Raw genomic sequence first — 24,723 nt, 5'->3', positions numbered from 1 at the left:
TTCTATTTCAAAAATAATTTCATGATATCGTTCCAAGTCACAGCAATCATCAAAATAACCATGACCGCCACTCCAGCAAGGGTCAAGTAGGTTTCTACCTCCTGTTTAAGAGGTTTTCTACGAACAAGCTCGATCAGATTGATCAAGATTTTCCCACCATCCAAAGCCGGAATAGGAATCAAGTTAAAGATTCCGATATTAATAGACAGCATGGCCATCAAGGATAGGATAGCTGGAAGTCCTAGCTCCGCAGCTTGCGAACTAGCTTTGTAGATCGCTACCGGACCACCCAACTTGTTCAAACTAAAGTGGAAGATGATATCCTTCAAGGCCGTCAAAATACGAGTTGCTGTGTACCAAGTATCTGTCACACCTGAGAAAAGCTTATCTAGGAAGCCTGTCTTGACAGCATTGGTCACACCGATATAATACCGTCCCCCATCTTCTTCTGGTTGAACCGTCACTTTTTGAGTTTTCCCGTCTCGTTCATAGGTAATCGTTACTTCTGGATTTTTTCCTTGGTTACGGGTCGCCTTCTGGACAGAATCTGTCAACTCATCCCAGTTGGAGACCTTGTATTCATTGATTTGAACGATCTGGTCATTGTCTTTCAAACCAGCCTTAGCCACCACTCCTTGGGGAACGACCTGAACATGGTTGCTATAGTAGTCCACTGCACCTCCCTGCATAAAGGCAAGGAGAGAGTACACGACAATACTTAAGATAAAGTTGTTCATTGGACCAGCAAAGTTGGTCATCAGGCGTCCCCAGATACTAGCGTTTTGATACTGCACATCCAGAGGAGCAATCCGTACTTCTGTCCCATCTTCCTCAACGATGGTTGCATCATGGTGGACAGGATAAGTTTTGGTCTCTTCGATAACGATTCCTGTAATTTGAAGTTTATCCTCAAAATCAAAATCTGTGACATTCATGGGAAGAGCTGTCTGATCGATATTTTTCCCAGAAAGGTTGATCCGAACAACTGTTCCCTCAGGGTTCAAAGTTAGACTGACAGGCGTTCCTGTCTTAATCTCTGTTGTATCTTCGCCCCAGCCTGCCATTCGGACATAGCCCCCCAATGGAAGGATTCGAATAGTATAGGCTGTTCCGTCTTTGCCTACATGGGCAAAAATCTTGGGCCCCATCCCAATCGCAAACTCGCGAACAAGGATGCCTGATTTCTTTGCAAAATAGAAATGGCCGAACTCATGTACCAGGACAATGACGCCAAAAATGATAATAAAGGCAATAAATTGCATACACGCTCCTTCGTTTTATCTGATGATAGGATGATTTCTGTTTAAAACAGACCAAAGAATAGCATCAGTGGGAAAACAAAAATCAAGCTATCAAATCGATCCAAGACACCACCGTGACCAGGAATAAAACGGCCAGAGTCTTTCACTCCAAAATGGCGCTTGATGGCACTTTCGACTAGGTCACCAAACTGAGCTGCTATACTGAAAAGAATGGTAAAGAGAATCATGGTCACCCAACCGTAAGAGCCTGCAACGGTACGATCTAGCATCATAAAGATCATCGTCACAACGACAGCACAAGCAATCCCGCCTAGACTTCCTTCAACAGTCTTGTTAGGTGATACTCTTGGCAAGAGTTTTTTCTTACCGAACTGGCTCCCAATAAAGTAGGCTCCTGAATCCGTAGCCCAAACAATAAAGAGGGCCAAGAGAATCTTATCTACACCTGCTAAGCGTGCTTGAATCAAAGCATGGAAACCAAAGCCAACATAAAAACTTGAAGCAATCGGATAGACAACCTCGTCATAGGTGTAGCCTTGCGCCAAGACAGTCGTTCCCATCAATAATAAGACCAAAAGGCCATAGGCGATGAAATTGCCACCCGCTGGTAAGAAGGGAAGGTAACTCTCTAAAGGCAACGCCAACACAAGAGCTGCTAGCATGGCCAAGGCTCCTTCGATGGTTTCAGTCTGCAGACCTTTCATCTTCAACAATTCATGAACACCCAACATAGCGATAAGTCCCACTACAATCTGGAACACAAGGCCTCCCATAAGAACAACTGGGATAAAGAATGCTAGGGCGATTCCTCCAAAAATCACTCGCTTCTGTAAATCTTTTCTCATCTATTTCTCTCCTATACACCACCAAAACGTCGATGACGATGGCTGTATTCTTCTATTGCTTCATGCAAGGCCTTTTCTCCAAAGTCAGGCCACATCACATCGGTAAAGTAAAGCTCACTATAGGCTGCTTGCCAAGGTAAAAAGTTGCTCAAGCGAAGCTCGCCACTAGTCCGAATAATCAGATCAGGATCTCGTAAGTCCTTGGGTAGACTACTGGTATACAAATAATTGGCAATCATCTCTTCTGAAATATCGCCTGGATTCAAGCGCGCATCTAGGACTTCCTGGGCAATTTGTTTGACTGCTTGGGTCAGTTCTGCCCGTCCTCCATAGTTCAAGGCGAAATTCAATATCAAGCCTGTATTGGAGCGTGTTAAGGCCTCTGCCTTTTCCAGAGCCTCCAAGGTTTCCTTCGGAAGACGGGAAACCTCGCCAATCATCTGGATCTTCACATTATTTTTGTGAAGCTCTGGAACAAAGCGGTCATAGAATTCAACTGGAAGATTCATGATAAAGCTCACTTCCTGTTGAGGACGTGTCCAGTTTTCAGTTGAGAAAGCATAGACCGTTAGGGCCTGCACACCCATCTCCTTGGCTGCAATGGTTACTTCTTGCAAAGCCTCCATACCAGCTTTATGCCCAAAGACACGAGGTTGCATCCGTTTTTTGGCCCAACGACCATTCCCATCCATGATAATTCCAATATGCTTGGGCACTTCTAGGGGAACACTTAACTTTTCTTTCTTTTTAAAACGAAACATGTTTTTCTACCTATTTCACTGTTTTTATCGCTTCATTATATCATAAATCCGCTTAAAATGGCAGTCTTGTCCCTTTTCTAGGGGGATCTAGCTAAAAATGAAAAAAGCGACCTTTTGATCGCTCCTTCTTATTATTCACCGTCGATGATAGAATCTGATTCGCCAGCGCCTTCAACTGCACTAGCTGTCACTCCTTCTGAAACTGGCAAAACTGTTTTAATAGCTGTCAATTCAAATGTGAGATATACGCCATCCACATCCAAGACAACGGTTTTCCGTTCAGTATCTACTTCATCAACTGTTCCATACAAACCACCGATGGTAATCACTTCATACCCTTTTTGAAGCTTGTTCAAGCTTTCCATCCGTTTTTGGTATTGTTTCTTTTGGCTACGGCTCATGAAGAACATCATTCCGACCATTAGCGCAAGCATAAATAGCAAGGTTGTACCACTTTGCATCCCATTTCTCCTTTTTAAATCATATATGCTCTACTATAGCAAATTTTATAGGTATTTTCAATACGAACCCTTGATTTTCAAAAAAATAAGTCCTTAGATGGAGGTGTCCAACCACTATTTGATTCGGACAGCTTTTCTAGTGCTTTCTTTTTTAGAAAAAGAAAAAACCATAAAAAATAGGTTTTTGCTAATCGATTGTGATTCCATATTTTTCATGATTTTTATCATACCATTCAATCAACAACATGGCTGTTTGATAGGTAATATTTTTAATTTTACTGGTTCCTTTTGTCAAGGTAGCTAGACTCATCTTGCTAATATCTGTCTCAGTCGCTACTCTATAACTTGTCACCTTTCCATCCACCATCAATTGAACGACAGCTTCAACTTTCTTATAATCTTTTGTCGAATAAATATCAATTGGATTTTTCATAAAATCATCCTATCCCCTTAAATTTAGTCTTTTATATATTATATAATTTATTTGTTCATTTATAAGAAAATCTTGCTTACAGACGCTTTCTAAGGCATTTTCATGCTGTATTTTGCACTAATTTATGAAAAAACATACCTATTTTTTATCATTTTTCACTTTCTGGGAAAAAAAACGATAAAACTATACCTCATATATTTTCTTTTGTTGACATTAAAAAGGCTAAGAATTTCTTCCTAGCCTTCTTTTTCAAACTGATTTTCTCTTGTTTATGGAGCTAGATGTTTCGGTTATTCTTCTGAGGTTCCATTCTCTTTAATAACCAATTCTCCATCTTCCATATCAGCCAACAAGTGTTTTGCGTCAAGGTTATCCAAGTGGAAGTCAGTCACCTTATCACGGATTTGTTGTTCAACCACACGACGGAGTGGACGAACACCCATGACTTCATCGTATCCTTCTTCAGTCATATATTCTTTAGCTGCATCGGTAACTGTCAAATCAATGTCTTTCTTAGCAAGCGTTTTATTCACTTCTGCTAACATCAAGTCAACAATCTTAGAAAGGTCTTCCTTGCTCAAGTGTGAGAATTCGATGACAGCATTGAAGCGGTTTAGGAATTCTGGACGGAAGAATGGTTTCAAACGATCCATGAGTTCTGGTTTGTCAGCATCTTCTGTCAAGTTAGCCTCATAACCAAAGCCAGCGTTTGAAGTAGCGATAATGACCGTATTCTTGAAGTTAACGGTGTTTCCTTGACCATCTGTCAAACGACCATCATCCAAGACTTGAAGGAGCAGGGTGATCACTTGAGGATCCGCCTTTTCAATCTCATCAAGAAGGACGATAGAGTAAGGATTGCGACGTACACGTTCTGTCAAGGTATTGTTGTTATCATCGTAACCAACATAACCGGCAGTGGTACCAATCAACTTAGAGACGGCTGTACGATCGCTGTATTCTGACATGTCCAAACGGATGATGGCATCTTTGGTACCAAACATATCAAGGGCCAATTGTTTAGCCAACTCAGTCTTACCGACACCAGTAGGTCCGACGAAGAGGAAGCTACCGATTGGACGGTTGCCTTCATCAAATCCTGCACGGTTCCGACGAATCGCTTTGGCAACGGCTTCAACGGCCTTGTCTTGACCGATAACTTTCGTTTGCAAACGGTGTCCCATATCTTTCAAGCGTTCGATATCGGTTGCTCCCATTTGAGAAACTGGAATACCCGTCATCCGTTCTACTGATTCAGCCACATCGTTGATTGTTGCTGTTACTTTATGGTCTTCCGTATGGTTAGCAATTTTCTTTTCCAGTTCTTCGATGCGAACTTTTGCTTTCAAAGCTGCTTCGTAATCTTCTTTAGCTGCAGCTTCTTCTTGTTTTGCTTTTTCTTCATCAATTTCATGTTCCACTGCGTGCACATCTGTTACTGGATGTTGAGCTGCCAAGTGAGCAGCTGTCACATCAACCAAGTCGATGGCCTTATCAGGCAAGCTCCGTTGTGGAATGTATTGAACAGAATAATCAACTGCTGCTTTCAAGACTTCATCTGGCAAGACAACATTGTGGTGTTTTTCATAAAGATCACGGATTCCTTGGAGAATCTTGAAGGTATCTTCAGCAGAAGGAGCATTGACCTTGACTTCGTTGAAACGACGAGCAAGGGCAGCATTTTTCAAGATGGTGTTACGGTATTCATCTTGAGTAGTTGCCCCAATCACGGTTAATTCACCACGAGAAAGAGCTGGTTTCAAGATATCCGCAAGACCTTTAGATCCTTGTCCATCTCCTGTGCTACCTGCACCAAGAATTTGGTGAATTTCATCGAAGAAGAGGATGACATTGCCCATTGCTTTGACTTCTTGGATCATATTTTGGATATTTTCTTCGAAGCTACCACGGTATTGCGTACCAGCTTCTAGACCAGAAATATCAATCGAGATGATTTCTTTGTTCTTGATAGCTGCTGGAACATCACCGTTCACGATAGCTTGAGCCAATCCTTCTACAACAGCCGTCTTACCAACACCTGCATCCCCGACAAGGACAGGATTGTTCTTGGTACGACGAGACAAGATTTCAGCTGTTTCTTGAATTTCTTTGTTACGTCCAATGACCGGATCCAACTTTCCTTCACGTGCTTCTTCGGTCAAGTTGCGACCAAGCTTCGCAAGAATCCCATCTTGCTTCATACCTTTAGCTTGGCTGTGTTGAGCTTGTTCGCCACCATCAGATGGAAGTTGACCTGTTTGGCGGTAAATAGCGAATTCTTCTGGTGTCACTTCACGACCATTGATCATGTAGCGACGGCTTTCAGAACGGAAACCACCCATGTTTCCCATTAGTTGATTGAAAAGATCGTCCATATTGTTAAAGTTGTTGTTCATAGTTGTTACCTCGTTTTACATAATTTTAATTCGTTCTTGAAAATGGTAGCCAGACTGGCTACTTTAAGTTTATTTACATAATTTTATTTTCTCTTTTAAATGAATAGCCTCAAGGGCTAGGATCTTAAATTCCTTCTTTTATCAATTAGTTTTCTATATTTTGGAAATAGCATCACACCATCTCCTTTCTACTATTGATTCTGTAAACTCTTGAGATTTTCTCAACCTCTTTTTGTTTACATAAATTATTATAATCCAGACTGATTTTTTTGTCAACACTTTTTTACATAATTTTTTACTTTTTTTAAAAAAATTTTTCCAGAATCAAAAAGAGGCTGGGACAAAAGTTCTAGCCTCTCAATTGTCTTTGGATTATCTAGCAAGACGCAGTGGTTGAGTGCTCAAAGCACTGCTTTGAGGTGGCGGATAGAACTTGCGAAGCAAGTATCCTAAGTCTTTATTCACTTTTTAAGCTTCAAAGATGCCCTATGTTGACGGAAACTATGTTTCCTTTATCTGCAACCTTCAACAGTCTCCCAGACTGTTGAAGCTGTGCGGAGGTGGGACGACGAAATCGAATTCTAACGAATGACCGATTTCTGTCCCACTCTCCTCTTGTTAAATCATGTATTCGACGCTGTAGGTAGCGTCGGATAGAATCCGTGATAGGAATTGTTTGGTTCGCTCTTCCTTTGGACTATTGAAGAATTCATGGGGTTCGTTTTCTTCGATGATATGCCCGCCATCCATAAAGATGACGTGGTTGGCTACATCACGCGCAAAACTCATCTCATGCGTCACCACAACCATGGTCACTCCTTCTTGGGCCAATTGCTTCATAACAGCCAGTACATCCCCAACCAACTCTGGGTCCAGCGCTGAAGTCGGTTCATCCAGCAAAATTACGTCTGGTTTGACTGCGATGGCACGTGCAATTCCGATCCGTTGTTGCTGGCCACCTGACAGTTGAGAAGGATAGTAATCCTTATAAGCTAGGAGGCCAACTTTTTCAAGGGCTGATTCTGCCCGTTGAAGAGCTTCTTCTTTTGGAATCTTACGAGCTACAATCAGGCCTTCTAAAATATTTTCAAGCGCTGTTTTGTTGGCAAAGAGATTGTAATGCTGGAAGACAAAGGCTGTCTTTTGGCGGATTTCTAAAATATCCTTTTTGCTGAGTTTTGAGAGGTCATACTCTTTCCCACCCAGAGTCAAACGGCCTGTATCTGCCTTTTCCAGGTGGTTGAGGCAGCGAAGGAAGGTTGTTTTTCCTGATCCGGATGGGCCTATAATGACGACCACATCCCCTTGGTTGACCTTGAGATTGACATCTACCAGAACTTGGTGGTCCTTAAATTTTTTTGATACGTGTTCTACTTCTAACATCTTCTCATTTCTCCTTCTTCTATGCGAGTGTCAGGCGTTTTTCTAAGCGATTGAATCCCCACTGAATTAATCCACAAATGACAATATAAAGAATAAAAATCACTAGATAGGATTCAAAATACTGATAGCCATAGGAGGCTTCGACCTTGGCAATAGCGGTGATATCCTTGATGGTCATGACAAAGACAAGGGAAGTACCTTTGACCAAGTTGATGACCAGGTTACACAGATTGGGCAGGGCTGCACGCAGGGCTTGTGGAAAGACAATGCGGATATAGGCCTGGCTATTGGTCAAGCCGATAGCTTGCGCTGCTTCTAGCTGGCCCTTATCCACTGTCAAAATAGCGGACCGAAGAATTTCAGCAAGACTCCCTGTTGTCATCAAGCTAAAGATGATGAAGGCATAGTAAATGGGATTGATCTCAAAGACATTAAAGTGACTACCCATGCTCTTAAAAAAGCTATTTAAGAGGCTAGGGAAGAGACTATAAAAGAAGAGAATCAAGAGAATCGGAGGCGTCGCGCGTATAAAGGCCAAGTAAACCACTGAGAAACTGCGAACCCCTTTAACCTTATAAATCTGACCGAGCGCCAAAAAGAGGGCTGGAAAAAAACTCAAAAGAATGGAGACGACCATAATCAGAAGAGTCACTGGAACACCACCCAAGGTGGCTAGAAATGTTTTACTAATAAAATTGAAATCCATAAGCTACCTTTCTGTGACACTGAGTCGTTTCTCAAGGAGTTGAGCGGAGAAGGAGATCACTAGAGCAATCACCCAGTAGATCACTGCTACGGCTGTATACGTCTCCAGAGAATAATTTCCGAGATTGCGGCTGATCAAGTTATTTCCTGCTCCCATGATGTCGATAAAGCCAATGGTATAAGCCAAAGCGGCATCGCGCATGAGGTTCAAGGTGGCCGTTGTCATATTGGGAAGAGCCACGCGAAAAGCTTGGGGGAGGACAATCCGCCAAATGGTTTGAGCTGGCGTCAAGCCAATACTCAAGCCGGCTTCCATCTGGCCTTTTGGAATTGCCAAATAGGCTGCCTTGAAGACCTCAGAGATCATCGCCGCGAAGAGAAGAAACATAGCCACAAGGACAAAGACAAACTTAGACCAGTGATCGATATCTACTCCCAACCACCAGTTTAAAAATTGGGGCAGTCCATAAAAGACCAAGAAAAGGAGGACAATCGGAGGGGTACAACGCAATGTGAAGATATAGCCTTTTGCTAGACCTGCTCCTACCTTCTCTTCTGATACTTGTGCCCAGGTCAAAACCAAGCCAAAAGCCGAGCCGAGAAGCGTCGTTAAAACCATCAAAGCTAGGGTCGCCGGCAGGGCTTGGACCAAGGTTGGGAGAAATGACCAGACCTTGGAAATGTCGTATGAGACCATCTTTCTTTTCCTTTCTCTATCCGGATAGAAATAAGGAAGCTGGGGCTAAACGCACCCAGTTTCATCTTATTTTTCTTTATCTACATAACTGAAGACATCTTCACCGAAATATTTTTCTGATAGTTTAGCAAGTGTGCCATCTTTTTCCAATTCTTTGATGGCCTTGCTGTAGGCTTCCGCAAATTTTTCGTTTTTCTTATCCTTGTGGATCAATGGGTAAGTTGGAATTCCTTTGTAGGCAAACCAGCTGAGTTTGTCTGCATATTGGTGGTAAGAGCCATCTTTATCTGTGACAGCTTTTTCAAAGGAAAGTTTGATGTCAAAGAAGGCATCGTAACGTCCTTCCAGAACCCATGCATAGGCATCTGCAACTTTGAACGATTCTGCAGCTGTTAATTCGATTTGTTTGTCCTTATGCTTGTCATTGTATTCTTTAATAACATTCCATTGCGCATTTTGTGGTGAAATTGGAACCAATTTTCCTTTTTCTTTCGCAAAGTCATCAATGTTCTTGTATTTATCCGCATCTTCTTTTCGTACGGTAAATCCGATGATACTGGCTCCGATTGGTTCTTTTGGAATGATAAATTTCTTGGCGCGTTCTTCTGTATACCAAGCTCCTTTGGTACCGATATCGTACTTGCCAGATTCTAGACCGATCAAGAGATCGTCATCACTCGTTCCAGTGTACTCAAACTTGTAGTCTAGAAGTTTTTCGTCAATGGCTTTCAGCACGGCTACTTCATAACCATCTGATTCCCCTTTTTCATCGACGAAATCATAAGGCACGTAGTTTTGAGTGTGGGCTACTTTTAAGGTTGTTACCTTGTTCGATCCTGTTGAGCCTTTGCTGTCGTTTGCGTGGTTCAAGCTCCGTCCAATAATCGTTGCACCTGCAAGGGCAAGAACGGCCACCCCACCGATAATCCATGTTTTTTTACTCATATTCTGTTCTCCCTCTTTCTATTTTCCTTATTCTGCTGCTGCTTCACGAACCCATTCGATTCGTTCTTCATCGATATCACTTGGAATGGTACAATCCGCACCGATGACCAAGCCTGTGGTTCCTGTTTCTGCGATGATGCGTTTGGTTTCTGCTTGGATCGCAGCCTTGTCTCCTGTGTAGAGGAGACCATTTTTGCCATTTTCAAAGCCACCAAGAACCGTGCGTCCACCAAAGATTTCGCGTCCTTCCGCTAGGCTGATGCCTTCTGGTCCAACCGCCCAGTTAATGACTTGAGCTGGGTAGTCTGTGAAGAGGTGGATATCATTGCGAGCTCCTTCGTAGCCACAGATATGAAGGATATTCACCCCACCTGCTTCATTCGCTGTTTCTAAAACATGGAGTTCGCTCGGCGCAATGACTTGTTTGTACACTTCTTGACTCACGCGCTCATCTTGAATACTTTGAACACTGAGGTAGATCCCGTCTGCTCCAGCTTCTTTGATGATTCGTTGGCTCAAACTAGCGATGTCTTGGCCAATGGTATCTAGTACTTTTTTAAGAGTAGTGGCATCTTGATCGATAAAGTTTGCAATCAAGTCATCGCCACCTGAAACTTCTCCGACCAACCATTTGAAGTAGGTTACCGGAGCAAAGATATTGTAAATGGCTACAATGTCTTCTTCAAAATCGGCACGGATTTTTTTGACCAGTTCTACCTGCTCTGTAATCCATGGATGATCTGCCCCGAGGGGTTCAATCCCTGCTAAATCCGAGATGTTTTCAAGGCCCTTGTAAATAGCTGGGTTTGGATAAGCAAAGTAGCCATCACTCATGAGTTTGACAAAGTCTGGTTTGACCTTGTGTAGGAAGTTTTTATGACCATTGAGGTTTTTTTCAATAATTTCAGGATTGGAAAAACCTTTCAACCATTCTTCTTCCCTTGTAAAGTGATGCCAAAAGCCAACTGGCACACGGTCAACCGCTTCCCCTCTGAAAGCTTTTAAAACTAATTCTCTTTTTGTGGACATGTTCTTACCTCGTTCTATTCTTTTCTTGCTAGTTATCTTAACACTTGGACTTTTTTTTGACTAATATATATTTTTTATCAAGCCCTTCATCTTTTTTTATCACTGATCTTCTAGGAGCAGGACTCCTGCTAGATCAGACGGGCGAATGAGGGAGAGACTATGAGCTGGAATTTTCTCCAGTCTTTCCACATCCGGATCCGTTTTGCTTTCCTCTTGACTGCTAGCGGCAGCAACTTTTGCGAGTCCTAGGACTAGGAATAAAGCTACCAGCATCAGACACCAAATATTGATTTTTTTCATCTCCCTCTCCTTTCTCTTTTATAAGACAGCTGCTTGGCGCACCCAATCAAGACGTTCCAATTGGAAATCGTCTGGCACGGTGCAGTCTGCTCCAAGGATCAAACCGCGACTTCCAGCTTCTGCCACCAAGCGACGGGTTTCTTGCTCGATAGTTGCTCGTTCCCCTTGGTAGAGCAAGCCTTTCTTACCATTGACAAAGCCACCCAAGACGGCGCGATTGCCAAAGAGCTTGCGCCCCTCTGCTAAGCTGATCCCTTCATGATGGGTCGCCCAGTTGATAACCTGAGCTGGATAATCCTTGAAGAGTTCCACTTCATTGCTAGCTCCTTCAAAGCCACAGATATGAAGGATATTGATGCCACCCGCTTCATTGGCCGCTTCTAGGACAGCGATACTGCTCGGTTCAATAATCTTGCGGTATTCTTCATCTGTCACGCGCTCATCTTGGATCTGCTGAGTTGAGAAGTAAATCCCTTCCACTCCCGCTTCTTGGATCAAGCGGCGACTAAGAATAGCGATATCTTCAGCAATGACATCAAGTACATGGGCCAAGGTTTCTGGATCTTCCTTGATAAAGTCCGCAATCACTTGATCCCCGCGAGAATGATCTGTCCGGAACCAGCGTTTCAAATAAGAAATGGGCGAGAAGATGTTGTAGAAAGAAGCAATCTCCTCATGAAAATGAGAACGAATTTCCTTGACCACTTCAATTTGTTTTTCAATCCAAGGATGATGCTCTCCGATGGGCTGAATATCCTTTAATTCTTGGATTGATGTGATCTCTCTCGAATAAAGAGCACTCGGATAGCGGAAGAAGCCATCGCTCATAATCTTGACAAAATCAGGTGAAATTTCTTCAACATAGTGTTGGTGTCCTTTGATACTTTTTTCAAGTACGGCCGGATTGTCTAGACCCAATTCTTTTTCTTCTTGGGTCACATAATGGAGCCAAAATCCTACAGGAATTCGCTCTACTGCTTCGCCTCGAATGGCACGAAGAACCAATTCTTTTTTACTCATACCGTGAAACCTCCTCAATCTCTTCTCCAAAAGGAAGACTGATTGCTGCCCTTCTGAAATTTGTAACCATGATATCACCTCGAAAAGTAGCTGACTAATATATTTTCCCTATCAAGGCCTTAAAATTTCTTTATTGAGGTAGGTATCAAAAAAAGCGCAAGCCCTTGAAAATAAAGCCTTGCGCGCATTCTGATCTATTATTTTATTTTTGAAGAAAGGAACCTACTTTGAAAATTACTTGACCCCGTTATAAGAATCAACTATACCCCTCCTTTTCATTCTCCTAAAATATGGTATACTAAAGAAAAAGGAGGTGCCTATGTCTTCCATTCGTTTAATTGTCAGTGATATTGACGGAACCATTCTGGACCAGCAGCATCAGGTCGATCCCGACCTCATCGAACTCATCCCCAAGCTCCAAGAAAAAAAGATTCCTTTTATCTTGGCATCGGCTCGTTCTCCTATCGGGATTGCTCCTATCGCAAGAAGATTGGGCGTCCACCAGGAACCAATCGCTTGCTATAATGGAGCTCTCATCGTCAAGGGAGAAGAGATTCTATTTGAACACAGCCTGAACAAAGATGAGATCCGCACCTTCCTCCATCGTGTGGAAGAACTAGATTCCAGCATTTCGATTAATTGTTATAGTGGGTCAGTCTGGTTTAACTCCAGAGAGGACCAGTGGACCCAAGTTGAGGCTTCGATTACTGGTGAGACGCCACAGATACAGCCCCTTTCTCAGACCCTCTCTGACGATGCTCTCCATCTACATAAATTGCTCTTGATCGGCGATACTCAGAACATTCAAGAACTCTATCAAAAGCTAGATCCACAAGAATTTCCTCAGACTGCTTTCTACCTTTCAAAGGAAAACTACCTAGAAGTCACCGCCAAGTCCGTCTCAAAAAGAGATGCTGTCCTTGAACTGGCTGCTTATTACCAGGTCCCTTTAGAACAGGTCATGACCATCGGAGACCACTTCAACGACCTCCCCATGATTCGTCTGGCTGGACTTGGAGTTGCCATGGGAAACGCTCCTGAAGCTGTCCAGAAGGAAGCTCAAGTTGTCACCACCAGCAACCAAGAACACGGTGTAGCACAAGCTATCCAAGAGTATGTCTTATCCCCATCAAACAAATGAGAGTGGGACAGAAATCGGTCATTCGTTAGAATTCGATTTCGTCGTCCCACCTCCGCACAGTTGAGTAGGGCTGTAAAAGCTGATGAAATCAGCCTAGTAGAGCCCACTCAACCACTGCGTCTTGCTCGACAATCCAAAGACAATTGAGAGGCTAGGACTTTTGTCCCAGCCTCTTTATAACTCTTCCTTCTCTTTTCTAACTCACTGTTTGTAACCCAGTCTCTAATAAAATAAGAAGCTAGGACTGGATCCTAGCTTCTTTTTTTATTCTACTGTTACGGATTTAGCAAGGTTCCGTGGTTTGTCCACATCGAGTCCACGGTGTAGGGTTGCAAAGTAAGCGACTAGTTGAGTTGGTACGACCATTGAAATTGGTGAGAGGTAAGAGTGTACGGTCGTAAGGACGATATCATCTGTATCTTTGGCAACATTCTCTTCTGCAATGGTAAGGACCTTAGCGCCACGCGCTGCCACTTCTTGGATATTTCCACGAGTGTGGTTAGCAAGGACAGGGTCTGACAAGAGGGCCAAAACAGGTGTTCCCTCTTCAATCAAGGCAATCGTTCCGTGTTTGAGTTCTCCTGCCGCAAAGCCTTCACATTGGATGTAAGAAATCTCTTTGAGTTTGAGACTGGCTTCCATGGCCACATAGTAATCTTGACCACGTCCGATGTAAAAGGCGTTACGTGTTGTTTCAAGAAGGTCACGAACTTTATTTTCAATCAGCTCTTTTTCTGAAAGAGAGGATTCGATAGACTGAGCGACGATAGACAATTCATGTACCAAGTCGAATGCTTTAGCTTTTTCGTTGCCATTTGCTTCACCAACTGCTTTTGCAAGGAAGGCAAGGGCTGCGATTTGTGCTGTATAGGCCTTGGTTGATGCTACGGCAATTTCAGGACCTGCATGAAGCAACATGGTATGGTTGCTTCACGTGACAGAGTTGAACCAGGCACGTTTGTCACTGTCAAGCTTGGGATTCCTATTTCATTGGCCTTGACCAAAACTTGACGGCTATCAGCTGTTTCACCAGATTGACTGATAAAGATGAAGAGTGGTTTCTAGCTGAGAAGTGGCATCCCATAGCCCCACTCAGATGAAATACCGAGTTCAACTGGCGTATCTGTCAATTCTTCCAACATCTTCTTAGAAGCAAATCCTGCATGGTAAGATGTTCCAGCTGCAAGAATGTAGATGCGGTCTGCATCTTGAACAGCCTTGATGATAGCTGGGTCTACTACTACTTGACCAGCATCATCTGTGTAAGCTTGGATCAACTTACGCATCATCGTTGGTTGCTCAAAACAGTGTTTTGAGGTTGTGGATAGAACTGACGAAGTCAGTAACCATACTTACAGCAAGGTGAAGCTGACGTGGTTTGAAGAGATTTTCGAAAAAGATTAAATATACTCTACAATTTGATCAATCAATTCTTGGTCGTCTAAACCTGTAACTTGTATAACGACATCTTTGACTGATTGTTTAGCCAGCAATTCACCTAATCGAACACTTTCTTCATCATTTACATCGCGATAGTCAAAGGCATAGCCAACTGTTTTAAGTAGGTTTTCATATGACAAACCGAGTTCTTTCAATTCACGTATTGGCCTTATGAACCGTTCATTATAACCTAATTTTCGGATTGGAGTACGAGCTACTCGACTAACCTCATCCACTATAAAAGGATTTTCAAAGCGTTCTATAATGACTTTGTGGTAATTCTCCAATTCTTTTTTATCAAAGTTCCATTTGGCAATCAAGAGACTCCGAATTTCAGCTAAAACGGATTCAATCTGAGACTTGATATCAGGATTCTGAAGAGCTTCCAAAATTGTCTTGGCACCATAATGTGCACCAATGTAAGCTGAAGTTGCATGTCCAGAATTGACTGAAAAAAGTTTTCTCTCAATAAAAGGTTCTAAATCTTCTTCATAATGCACATCTTCTAGACGTAAATCTGGATTTTTAAGACGCTTGGTTTCAACAACCCATTCATTAAAGGGCTCAACCACAACAAAAAGAGGATCTTCGTGACTTTGTGCTGGAACAATCCTGTCTACTGCAGCATTTGGAAAACCTATGTAGTTCTCAGCAAATGTCAAACCTTCCGGACTTAAGTGTTTCTTGACTTCTTGATAGAGAAATTGAGAACCACCAATCATATTTTCACAAGCCATAACATCCAATGATTGCGTATTTCCTACAGCCCGACGAGCTTCGATTCCTTTAGCTAGAAGTTCAGCGATAAAAGGGAGTATATTAGGTCCGATTGCAGTAGTAACGATATTCGCCTTTTGAATCGCTTCAATGACTTGCTCAGGATGCTCCTTACTATTAATGCCAGCCACATTAGCTATCTCTATGCGGGGCTGTCCTTCCTGTGCAATTTCAATTTCATACTTGCTCTTTTCATTTAGAGCATGAATTATCTGATTATTGACATCCACAAAGTCAATATGAAAACCATTTTTGAATAGAATTTCGCCTATAAAACCTCGACCGATATTGCCGGCACCAAAATGAACAGCATGTTTCATTGAATTTCTCCTTTTCTTGTTTGAGTGACATATATACTAGATGATAAATGAAAAAATTCGATTATTCAACAGCATCAAGTAAGCGCAATACTTGCTCTTCTGACTGAGCATCTGCTAGTTTAAGAACATTATCTACATCTGCACAGAAGATAGAAATTTTCTGAATAATTTCTAAGTGTTCATTACCAATACCAGCAATACCAAAAAGAACCGTTGCCACTTGAGGGTTAGATTCATTCCCAAAATCAACCCCTCTTGGGACTTGAACGACTGTAATACCAGACTTGAGGACATCCTTTTTCGCTGCATCTGTTCCATGCGGTATGGCGATAAAGTTACCCATGTAAACAGATAGCTCTTTATCACGCTCAATCATGGCTTCCATATAGTCTTCATTAACATATCCACCCTCATAAAGAACTTGCCCACAATAACGGATAGCTTCCTCCTTGTTAGAAAATTGTTTATCAAGCTTAATCAAATGTTTTTCAAGTTTCATATTAGTTCTCCAATTTCTTAATTTTTTCGTTAAAAATAGTATTTAGCATCTGATAAATAATGGATTGATTTCCCGTCTTGTAAATCTCTGTATAAAGATGATTTTCAATAATCGACTGACTGATAGCTGTCATTAAATCTCTCACTTCCTCGCTAGCCTCCTTAGACATTAGCATTAACAGACACCTTTTGACCTCTTCTTTCTCTCGTTTCATTGACAATGCAGAGATAGGTAGTTTGAGTTCAAACATAGTAAAACTATTTGTTGTTACTTTGCTAGACTGACTATGTAAAAGCACCAGGCCAGTATTAGGAATAGCCATAGGACTATTCTGGAAGTGAGATAGCAGTTTTCTTGTTAGGTAATCTCTGTCACTTACATTCTTCTGATATTGGATAATTTGTTCTACTGTATGCTCAAATGATTGATTATTCTCCAGTTGAACCAACTCAAATTGACTCAAAAGTTGACTGCTAGATATCAAATAATCTTGCAAGTCATAACTTTTCTCAGGGCCGATAGCATCACGCGCGACAATTGTACGATGTGCCTGTACATACTGAAGCCGTTCCTGCAATTCAAGCAATTCCTTGACGGTTGGAAAACTAGAAATTACATCGATTCCCTGATTAGCCAGTGGCTTGGTAGATAAAATATAATCATACTGACTGAGATCAATACTGTAGTAATCTACTAGAGACTGAATATCTATCCACTCTACAAAAGGAGCAACACTCTTAATTTTACTGACTAATAAATCTCTAGTGACCCGACGTTCGTCCGTTAAAAGCAAAATACGGACTGGATAAATCTCTGGACTACGGCCTAAGCTAGAGATAAAATGCAGGGCAATCATGCCATACTCATACTCTGTATGAAGATATTTCGGAAAAATATCATTCACCAAAAGACTGATGACTGTATAAAGAAATTTATTCCTTTCAACTAAAAGCTGGACAGATTCTGGCAAATTTTCACCCTGAAAAAGGATTGGGACGCCTAAACTGAGTCGAATATGATGGAAAAGAAAATTAAATAAAACCTTGTCCTTAAAAAAGTCAATCTTGGTGTACATAGAAACCGTATCAATCAGATTTGAAATATTGTAGAAAAATTCACCATCAAATTTCTCCGTAAAGAGCGGATTTTCCTGACGTTTAATGATTAATTCATCCAAGATGCTAGCAAAATAGATAATTTCCTGAATACTATAAAATTGCTCAGTCTGCTTAGAGTAAGCTTGAAAAATTTTTTGAGAAATTTCCAAAGCTTGCTTACTAGTATTAGGCAAATTTTCAATGTTTTGTTCCTGACCTATAAGAGATAACAAGATCGCAAAAAACATCTTCATCCTAGCATCCATATCTGGAAAACCTGACAGTTGCTTATTAACAATCTGACTGGCCAGCCTAGTTCTATCTGCTTCTATAATATCAAAGCTTCCAAAATTACCGGTTGAAAAATCTGCTACTGAGATACAGTTTGTCAGTAAAATAGCCAAAAATCTTCTCTTACTAACTGAATCACCAGAAATGCGATACCCCTTTTGCCGTTCAATTTTCAGATCAAAGTCTAAAAGACGCTTATCAATATCTGAAATATCCTGAATAATAGTTACATTACTGACTTTCATGCACTCTTGCAAGGCTTCATTGGTGACAAAACCATTCTCAGTCAGAAGGCGATAAGTAATCAACTCTTGTCTTTCTTGGGGACTATACTCAACTAACACTTCAAGTTCTGTTGGTAGATCGTCCAGTTCGCCAGTCAAAATATAGTATTTCCCACGCTTCGCTATTTCAATCCCATATTGCTCTATGCTATCTGTCAAATCTGATAAAGTCCGATAAATTGTTCTAGATGAGACCTGTAAGATTTCAGTCATGTCTTGCATTGAAAGCTTCCCTACATGTAGGAAAGCCTTCAATAATTGTTCTTCTCGTTTGGTTAATAGCATTCGTAATTTAGAAACCTCTAGTTATATTTATACATTCTAGCAACCATTTTATCATATTCTGGTGTTGTTACTAAACTATCCACAATAAGAAATTGAGAATTCGGTGCTGCTTGCTGCACTTCTGCCTGTAAAGCAATAGTTGTTACAATCATTATGTTTTTAGAATTAAATTCACCTAATTCTGAAATTTTGGCGGTAGAAACTGGAATACGAATATTCTTGTTTCTAAAGATAGCCCGAATCGTTTCACAGCCCATAGTTGCAGATCCTTGTGCTTTACCATAAGCAACTACTACAGCATCAATATGGTTAAGGTCAATTTCCTGACCATCTACTGGTACTGAAGTTGGTATATCTCCTTCAATTTCTGCTATTGGAGCAGCTCCTGTTAATGAAGCTACAATTTCATCATAACGAGGGGACGCTAAGAAATTATCGACAGAAACATGAATAGCACTTGGACTCTTGCCTTTAGCTCTTGGTGTCAGTTCTTCCTGAGTAACAATTAATGTTTTTGGTATATCAACCAAATTTGAGATAGCCTGATTAGATACTGGAATTTCCAGACCTGCTTTTTTAACCTTATCACGAAGAATACTTGCTCCCATCGCAGAACTCCCCATGCCAGCGTCACAGGCAAAAATAATTTTCTCTACTGAATCTCTTGAAATGTTTGTATCTACAGCAACTGGAACTACTTGCCCCTTAGATTTAGCCTTAGCGGCTTGAGTAGCAGCTTGAGCAGCTTCTAACGAATCATCAGTCGACTTATCTGCACGTAGGATAAGAGCTGCTACAAGGAAGGAGACAATTGCTCCCACTAATACCCCAAGCAGGACATTAAGATGAGGCCACACACCTTTTGGAGCCATAGCCATAATCGCAATGATAGATCCTGGAGAAGCTGGAGATTTAAGACCAGCATCTAAAAATTGGAATGTAAAGGTACCTGACACACCTCCAGCAATCGCAGCTAGGAAAAGAGCTGGCTTCATCATAACATAAGGGAAGTATATTTCATGGATACCACCGAAGAAATGGATAACCATTGCTCCCCAAGAAGAAGATTTCGCAGAACCTTTACCAAACAAGGCGTAAGCCAAAAGGATACCTAGACCTGGTCCAGGATTAGCCTCTAAGAGAAAGAGAACAGATTTACCAGCTTGAGATACTTGCTCAGCTCCCAGAGGTGTAAAGATTCCATGATTAAGAGCATTATTAAGGAAAAGTACCTTTGCTGGTTCGATGATAATGTTTGCCAAAGGTAGGAGTTTAGCATTGACAATAGCCTCAACACCATTTCCAACAGCTCCAGTAAGAGTCGATACGACTGGACCGATTGCGTAGAAAGCCAAAAGCAATAATGCAAAACCAACTAGACCAGCTGAGAAGTTATTAACTAACATTTCAAATCCGGGACGAATTTTTTCCTGGAACCTCTCATCAAATTTCTTGATAGTCCATCCTCCCAGTGGTCCCATTACCATAGCTCCGATAAACATTGGAACACTAGAACCTGTAATTGCACCAACAGTAGCAATAGCCCCTACGACGGCCCCACGTTGTCCATGAATTACATAACCACCTGTATAACCAATTAGAGTCGGCAGTAGATAAGTCAACATAGGACTAACAATGGTAGCCAATTGTTCATTTGGTAGATAGCCATCAGGAATGAAGAGGGCAGTTAACACTCCCCAAGCAATAAAAGCCCCAATATTGGGCATAACCATGTTTGAAAGTGATGTTCCCAGTTTTTGAACTCTAACTTTCAAAGATACTTTTTCTTCCATTAGGATTTTCCTCCTTTTCTTTAAATCTAGTATATACAAAAATGAAAACGCTTAAAACTAAAGCTTTGTCACAGATTTTGTGCCAAAAAAATCAACTTTTGTCACAAAATTCTTTTTTTATACCATATTACAAAACAAAATGTACCGAAAACCGCATCAAAAATTCAAATTATGAGTTACAAAAAATAGGCTGTAAAATCTAAGAGATAACCCTCCCAGTCCTACGCCTATTGTTCATCTATTTATTATTCAACTGTAACAGCCTTAGCCAAATTACGTGGTTTATCTACATCCAGTCCACGGTGAAGTGAAGCATAGTAAGCAATCAGTTGAGTAGGAATAACCATAGAAATACTAGATAGATATGGATGAACTTTATTAATAATAATGTCATCACCTTCTTTTTCTATTCCTTCTTCCACAATAGTTAGAGCATTAGCTCCACGAGCTACTACTTCAGAAATATTACCACGAGTATGAGAAGCGACGGTTGGATTGTCAGAAATTAAGGCAATTACAGGTGTACCATCCTCAATTAAAGATATAGTTCCATGTTTAAGTTCCCCAGCTGCAAAACCTTCACACTGAATATAAGAAATTTCCTTAAGTTTTAGGCTAGCCTCCATAACTACATAGTAGTCCTGACCACGTCCAATGTAGAAAGCATTACGAGTTGTTTCTAAGAGTCCTCTAACCTTTTCTTCAATCAATTCTTTCTCTGAAAGTGTAGACTCAATAGACTGAGCTACAATTGAAAGTTCACGCACCAAATCAAACTTTTTAGCTTTTTCATTACCATTAGCTTCACCAACTGCCTTAGCAAGAAATGCTAATGTCGCCACTTGTCCTGTATAAGCCTTAGTTGAAGCTACAGCAATTTCTGGACCAGCATGCAATAACATAGTATAAGTTGCTTCACGAGATAGTGTAGAGCCTGAAACATTAGTTACAGTTAAACTTGGAATTCCCATTTCATTAGCTTTTACTAAAACTTGACGACTATCAGCAGTTTCACCTGACTGACTAAGCAAAATAAACATTGGTTTTTTGCTCAGTAGCGGCATAGCATAACCCCATTCAGATGCAATACCCAATTCCACAGGCGTATCAGTTAATTCTTCTAGCATCGTTTTAGAAGCATAACCTGCATTATAAGAAGTTCCAGCTGCAATGATATAAATTCGATCTGCCTCTTGAACCGCTTTAACAATCTCAGGATCCACAACCATCTGTTGATTCTCATCAGAGTATGTGTTGATTAGCTTACGCATCACTGTTGGTTGCTCATCAATTTCCTTGAGCATGTAGTAAGGGTAAGTTCCCTTACCGATATCTGACAAGTCTAGCTCAGCAGTGTAGCTAGCACGTTCACGACGATTTCCATCATAGTCTTGCACTTCAACACTATCAGCCTTTACGATGACCAACTCTTGGTCATGGATTTCCATGTATTGGTTGGTTTCACGAATCATAGCCATGGCATCTGAGCAGACCATGTTGTAACCATCTCCAAGACCAATCAAGAGTGGTGATTTGTTTTTAGCCACGTAGATGACTTCAGGATCTTGCGAATCAACCAAGGCAAAGGCATATGAACCACGGATGATGTGAAGGGCTTTTTTGAAGGCTTCAAGAACTGACAAGCCATCTTCTTCCGCAAATTTTCCAATCAAGTGAACAGCGATTTCAGTATCTGTTTGCCCCTTAAAGTGGTGCCCTGCAAGGTATTCTTCCTTGATTTCAAGATAGTTCTCAATCACCCCATTGTGAACCAAGACAAAACGTTCTGTCTCAGAGCGATGTGGGTGAGCATTGTCTTCCGTTGGTTTCCCATGAGTAGCCCAACGAGTATGTCCAATACCAGTTGTTCCCTCAACACCAGCTGTCTTGGCAGACAATTCTGCAATACGACCTACAGCCTTGACCAGATGGTTTTCAGCACCACCTAGGACAAAAATCCCCGCAGAATCATAACCACGGTATTCGAGCTTTTCAAGCCCTTGAATCAAAATATCCGTTGCATTTGTATTTCCAACAACACCAACAATTCCACACATAGTATATACGACACAGACCAGCTGTGCTTTCTCCTTAAAATTGGTATAGTCTGATTTGATAGAAAAATCATCAGTGGAGTCAGTATACAATGCTTTTTCCTGTTTGTCAACCTAAAAAATACTAGAAATTGGTCTAGTTAAGAAAGAGTTAAGAAAAACCTATCAACACGTTGATTGATAGGGTAGGATGATTGGCTTCATTTAAGATAGTAATTGATTTCAACTGATCTAGATGCCTATCCAATAATTTCATGAGCTTCACTTCATTTTTTTACCTTTTTAATTATAAAATGAACTCCCAGCAAAACAACTATAATAATAGAAATATAGGCAAACATGAACTGATTCGATAGATGTTCACCACTAGGATTCTGCAAGATGACTCCATAAGACTCTTTGTAGTTCGTAATGACCGAAGATGGGGCGTCATTAAATACTTGAGCAATTGAATCTTTCATCAAAACTTGTTTTAAGAGTGCATTCACCTGTGTTAGAGGGAACCAGGTCATGACCTGTTGCAAGGTTTCTCCTACGGATCCAATTGAAAGATAAACACCAGAAATGAAGCCGATAAAGGTTCCAACTATTGTACTCAAAGTTGTAAAAGCTGAACTGGTTCGAATAAAAGCTAGAATTGGAAGAATAATAGCCGCAGATAAGATCGTTCCTAATGAGGTAACCCCCAAAATTGATAAGTAATCAGTCATTGAATAATCAAGAAGAGAACTAAAACCATTAAAAATACCAATTGCAAAAACACAAGAGAACATGGTCATAATAATCCCAAATAGAATTGCAAAAACTGCATAGGCTAATTCAACCTTAAAGTTAGATACTGGACTGACTTTAAAGTCCTCACTCAACTTCTTTTCTCTATCTGAAACCATTACGCCAAATGCACCAAGAGTACTTGTCATTGAAATAATAGTTGTTAAACCTGAGATTAACCAATAATTGACCATCTGAATGGTATCCGTAGAGGCGGTATCACTATTCAAAGCCTCCTTGATGGCATCAATCTGAATTTGTCCTAGAAAGACTTGATAAACCAAGATTAAGATGATGACCGATAAGAAGGACATCAAGAAAGCTAATCGATCTCGTGTATAGACTTTCCGATTTCTAGAAATTAATTCAAGCATTCCCCTCTCCTCCTTTAGATTTTAGTAAGTTCAAATAAGCTGCTTCCAAATTGGAGTACTCCACATTAAATGTTTCAATAATTGATTTTCCTTGATTTTCTGAAATAATCTCCATCATCTCTTCAACCGAGACATCCTTAAATACGACTTCTGCCTCAGAAAGAACTTGACACTTATTTACAAATTTAGATACAGATAACGATTTTACTGATTGACCAGGTTTTAAAGTGACATTCAAGTTAGTGGTTGAATGCTTTTCAATGAAATTGGCAATATCTCCTGAATAATACAAATTACCTTCGATTAAAACATTTAAGATATCACAAGCAGCCATCTCTTCCAAATAATGAGTGATAAGAACGACAGTCATATTATCTTTTTTGTTCAACTGATTGATTGCTTCCCATAAATCATGACGAGACTGTGGATCTAAACCAGTTGTTGGCTCATCTAGCAACAGCAAAGACGGTTGTGGCAATAAAGCTCGGGCAATATCTACTTTACGTTTTTGGCCCCCTGATAAACTGCCATATTTTTTCTTTTTAAGAGTGGCAACATCCAAATAGGATTGCAAATCTGTAATACGCTTTTGTACTTGTGATTTTGATAATCCATACAAGGCTCCTCGAGAAATCAAGTTTTCCTCTACCGTTAAATGATCATCTAGACGATTACTTTGAAATACAATACCGATATGTCGATAAAAATCTTTCGTTGACAATGATTTTCCATCTACCTCCCAAAAAATCTCTCCTGAACTTGGCTTGAAATTCTGAATCAACAAATTAAAAAGCGTTGTTTTTCCAGCTCCATTTGGTCCAAGAAGTCCATAAAATTTCCCCTCCTCAAGAACTAAATCAATTCCTTTCAAAGCCTCAAAGGAACCATAGCTTTTCTTTACATTGTGTAATCTAATTTCCATTTTCTGACACCAATATCCTTTTTTCTTTCCTTGTACTCTCAGTATATCCAATTTCTATCCTCTAACGTGAGGACATTCATGTCCAGTATAGCCATCATTTTCACCAAAAAACCTGTGAAACTTCACAGATGTTCGAGAATGGAGACAAACTATTGTTTTACATAAAACAGCTAGATGATTATCAAAAAATGACTTTTATTTTTTAGTTATTTAAGAAGATCAAAAACTTTCCGCTGTGAGAAAAATGCCTGAAACGTAATTGTTTCAGGCATTCGGAATTATTGAGACCTTAGGCTCAATAATTAGTCATGGAACTTTGAAAAAGTTCGCTGACGTCCGTACTCACCTAAGGAAAGTTTTTCAGAAGACTTTATCTTCAATCTGAAACACCTGTGAATCTTCACAGGTGTTCAATGTTTATTTTATATTTTTCAAGAA

At 40.7% G+C, this 24,723-nt stretch carries 21 protein-coding genes and 1 pseudogene; 1 reads left to right on the top strand and 21 read right to left on the bottom strand.

What is annotated here, in order from left to right; translation table 11 throughout:
• Positions 1-2 precede the first annotated feature (2 nt).
• The 13 genes from rseP to N596_RS08585 all read right to left on the bottom strand — a co-directional run bounded on the left by rseP (position 3) and on the right by N596_RS08585 (position 12,237).
• Positions 3-1,262, bottom strand: a complete 1,260-nt coding sequence (rseP, locus tag N596_RS08645) for an RIP metalloprotease RseP (RefSeq protein ID WP_023022155.1) — start codon at positions 1,260-1,262, stop codon at positions 3-5.
• A 41-nt stretch (positions 1,263-1,303) separates the two neighbouring features.
• A complete protein-coding gene (locus N596_RS08640) occupies positions 1,304-2,107 on the bottom strand; it encodes a phosphatidate cytidylyltransferase (protein WP_023027645.1) in 804 nt (267 codons plus the stop codon).
• A gap of 11 nt (positions 2,108-2,118) precedes the next feature.
• Positions 2,119-2,868 (bottom strand): undecaprenyl pyrophosphate synthase, encoded by a 750-nt coding sequence (gene uppS, locus N596_RS08635; RefSeq protein WP_023027644.1) that lies wholly within the window; start codon positions 2,866-2,868, stop codon positions 2,119-2,121.
• 131 nt (positions 2,869-2,999) lie between these two features.
• The gene (gene yajC / locus N596_RS08630) at positions 3,000-3,329 is read right to left on the bottom strand and encodes a preprotein translocase subunit YajC (protein ID WP_023027643.1); all 330 of its coding nucleotides are present in this window, start codon (positions 3,327-3,329) and stop codon (positions 3,000-3,002) included.
• A gap of 187 nt (positions 3,330-3,516) precedes the next feature.
• On the bottom strand, positions 3,517-3,762 hold the full coding sequence (locus tag N596_RS08625; protein WP_023022151.1) for a hypothetical protein: 246 nt from the start codon (positions 3,760-3,762) through the stop codon (positions 3,517-3,519).
• A 290-nt stretch (positions 3,763-4,052) separates the two neighbouring features.
• A complete protein-coding gene (locus tag N596_RS08620) occupies positions 4,053-6,158 on the bottom strand; it encodes an ATP-dependent Clp protease ATP-binding subunit (protein WP_023027642.1) in 2,106 nt (701 codons plus the stop codon).
• 618 nt (positions 6,159-6,776) lie between these two features.
• On the bottom strand, positions 6,777-7,541 hold the full coding sequence (locus tag N596_RS08615; RefSeq protein WP_023027641.1) for an amino acid ABC transporter ATP-binding protein: 765 nt from the start codon (positions 7,539-7,541) through the stop codon (positions 6,777-6,779).
• 19 nt (positions 7,542-7,560) lie between these two features.
• Complete coding sequence (locus tag N596_RS08610; RefSeq protein ID WP_023027640.1) at positions 7,561-8,247, bottom strand: amino acid ABC transporter permease; 687 nt, start codon at positions 8,245-8,247, stop codon at positions 7,561-7,563.
• 3 nt (positions 8,248-8,250) lie between these two features.
• Entirely contained in the window at positions 8,251-8,943 is a 693-nt protein-coding gene (locus N596_RS08605) for an amino acid ABC transporter permease (RefSeq protein ID WP_023027639.1), read from the bottom strand.
• Positions 8,944-9,009: 66 nt separating this feature from the next.
• A complete protein-coding gene (locus N596_RS08600; RefSeq protein ID WP_023027638.1) occupies positions 9,010-9,888 on the bottom strand; it encodes a transporter substrate-binding domain-containing protein in 879 nt (292 codons plus the stop codon).
• A 27-nt stretch (positions 9,889-9,915) separates the two neighbouring features.
• On the bottom strand, positions 9,916-10,917 hold the full coding sequence (locus N596_RS08595) for a uroporphyrinogen decarboxylase family protein (RefSeq protein ID WP_023027637.1): 1,002 nt from the start codon (positions 10,915-10,917) through the stop codon (positions 9,916-9,918).
• Between the two features lie 99 nt (positions 10,918-11,016).
• A complete protein-coding gene (locus N596_RS08590) occupies positions 11,017-11,217 on the bottom strand; it encodes a hypothetical protein (protein ID WP_006595041.1) in 201 nt (66 codons plus the stop codon).
• Positions 11,218-11,235: 18 nt separating this feature from the next.
• A complete protein-coding gene (locus tag N596_RS08585; protein WP_006596959.1) occupies positions 11,236-12,237 on the bottom strand; it encodes a uroporphyrinogen decarboxylase family protein in 1,002 nt (333 codons plus the stop codon).
• Between the two features lie 319 nt (positions 12,238-12,556).
• On the opposite strand from N596_RS08585, the gene N596_RS08580 reads away from it, so the two are divergent.
• On the top strand, positions 12,557-13,378 hold the full coding sequence (locus N596_RS08580; RefSeq protein WP_023027636.1) for a Cof-type HAD-IIB family hydrolase: 822 nt from the start codon (positions 12,557-12,559) through the stop codon (positions 13,376-13,378).
• A 264-nt stretch (positions 13,379-13,642) separates the two neighbouring features.
• On the opposite strand, the pseudogene N596_RS08575 reads toward N596_RS08580, so the two are convergent.
• The 8 genes and pseudogenes from N596_RS08575 to N596_RS08540 all read right to left on the bottom strand — a co-directional run.
• A pseudogene (locus tag N596_RS08575) lies at positions 13,643-14,691 on the bottom strand (isomerizing glutamine--fructose-6-phosphate transaminase); the annotation flags it as partial.
• 87 nt (positions 14,692-14,778) lie between these two features.
• The gene (locus N596_RS08570) at positions 14,779-15,915 is read right to left on the bottom strand and encodes a mannitol-1-phosphate 5-dehydrogenase (protein WP_023022144.1); all 1,137 of its coding nucleotides are present in this window, start codon (positions 15,913-15,915) and stop codon (positions 14,779-14,781) included.
• 61 nt (positions 15,916-15,976) lie between these two features.
• Entirely contained in the window at positions 15,977-16,414 is a 438-nt protein-coding gene (locus tag N596_RS08565; protein WP_023022143.1) for a PTS mannitol transporter subunit IIA, read from the bottom strand.
• Position 16,415: 1 nt separating this feature from the next.
• Positions 16,416-18,371 (bottom strand): BglG family transcription antiterminator, encoded by a 1,956-nt coding sequence (locus N596_RS08560; protein ID WP_042361355.1) that lies wholly within the window; start codon positions 18,369-18,371, stop codon positions 16,416-16,418.
• Between the two features lie 17 nt (positions 18,372-18,388).
• On the bottom strand, positions 18,389-20,164 hold the full coding sequence (locus N596_RS08555; protein ID WP_023027635.1) for a PTS mannitol transporter subunit IIBC: 1,776 nt from the start codon (positions 20,162-20,164) through the stop codon (positions 18,389-18,391).
• Positions 20,165-20,409: 245 nt separating this feature from the next.
• Positions 20,410-22,221, bottom strand: a complete 1,812-nt coding sequence (gene glmS / locus N596_RS08550) for a glutamine--fructose-6-phosphate transaminase (isomerizing) (protein WP_023027634.1) — start codon at positions 22,219-22,221, stop codon at positions 20,410-20,412.
• A gap of 263 nt (positions 22,222-22,484) precedes the next feature.
• Complete coding sequence (locus N596_RS08545; RefSeq protein ID WP_023027633.1) at positions 22,485-23,363, bottom strand: ABC transporter permease; 879 nt, start codon at positions 23,361-23,363, stop codon at positions 22,485-22,487.
• Positions 23,356-24,285, bottom strand: a complete 930-nt coding sequence (locus tag N596_RS08540; protein ID WP_023027632.1) for an ABC transporter ATP-binding protein — start codon at positions 24,283-24,285, stop codon at positions 23,356-23,358. The genes N596_RS08545 and N596_RS08540 overlap by 8 nt, the downstream gene beginning before the upstream one ends.
• Between the last annotated feature and the right edge of the window lie 438 nt (positions 24,286-24,723).

Origin of the sequence: Streptococcus ilei, from assembly GCF_000479335.1 — a bacterium.
Taxonomy (GTDB): domain Bacteria; phylum Bacillota; class Bacilli; order Lactobacillales; family Streptococcaceae; genus Streptococcus; species Streptococcus ilei.
The sequence above is the reverse complement of the archived record's forward strand: the minus strand, read 5'-3'. Positions and strand labels throughout refer to the sequence as shown.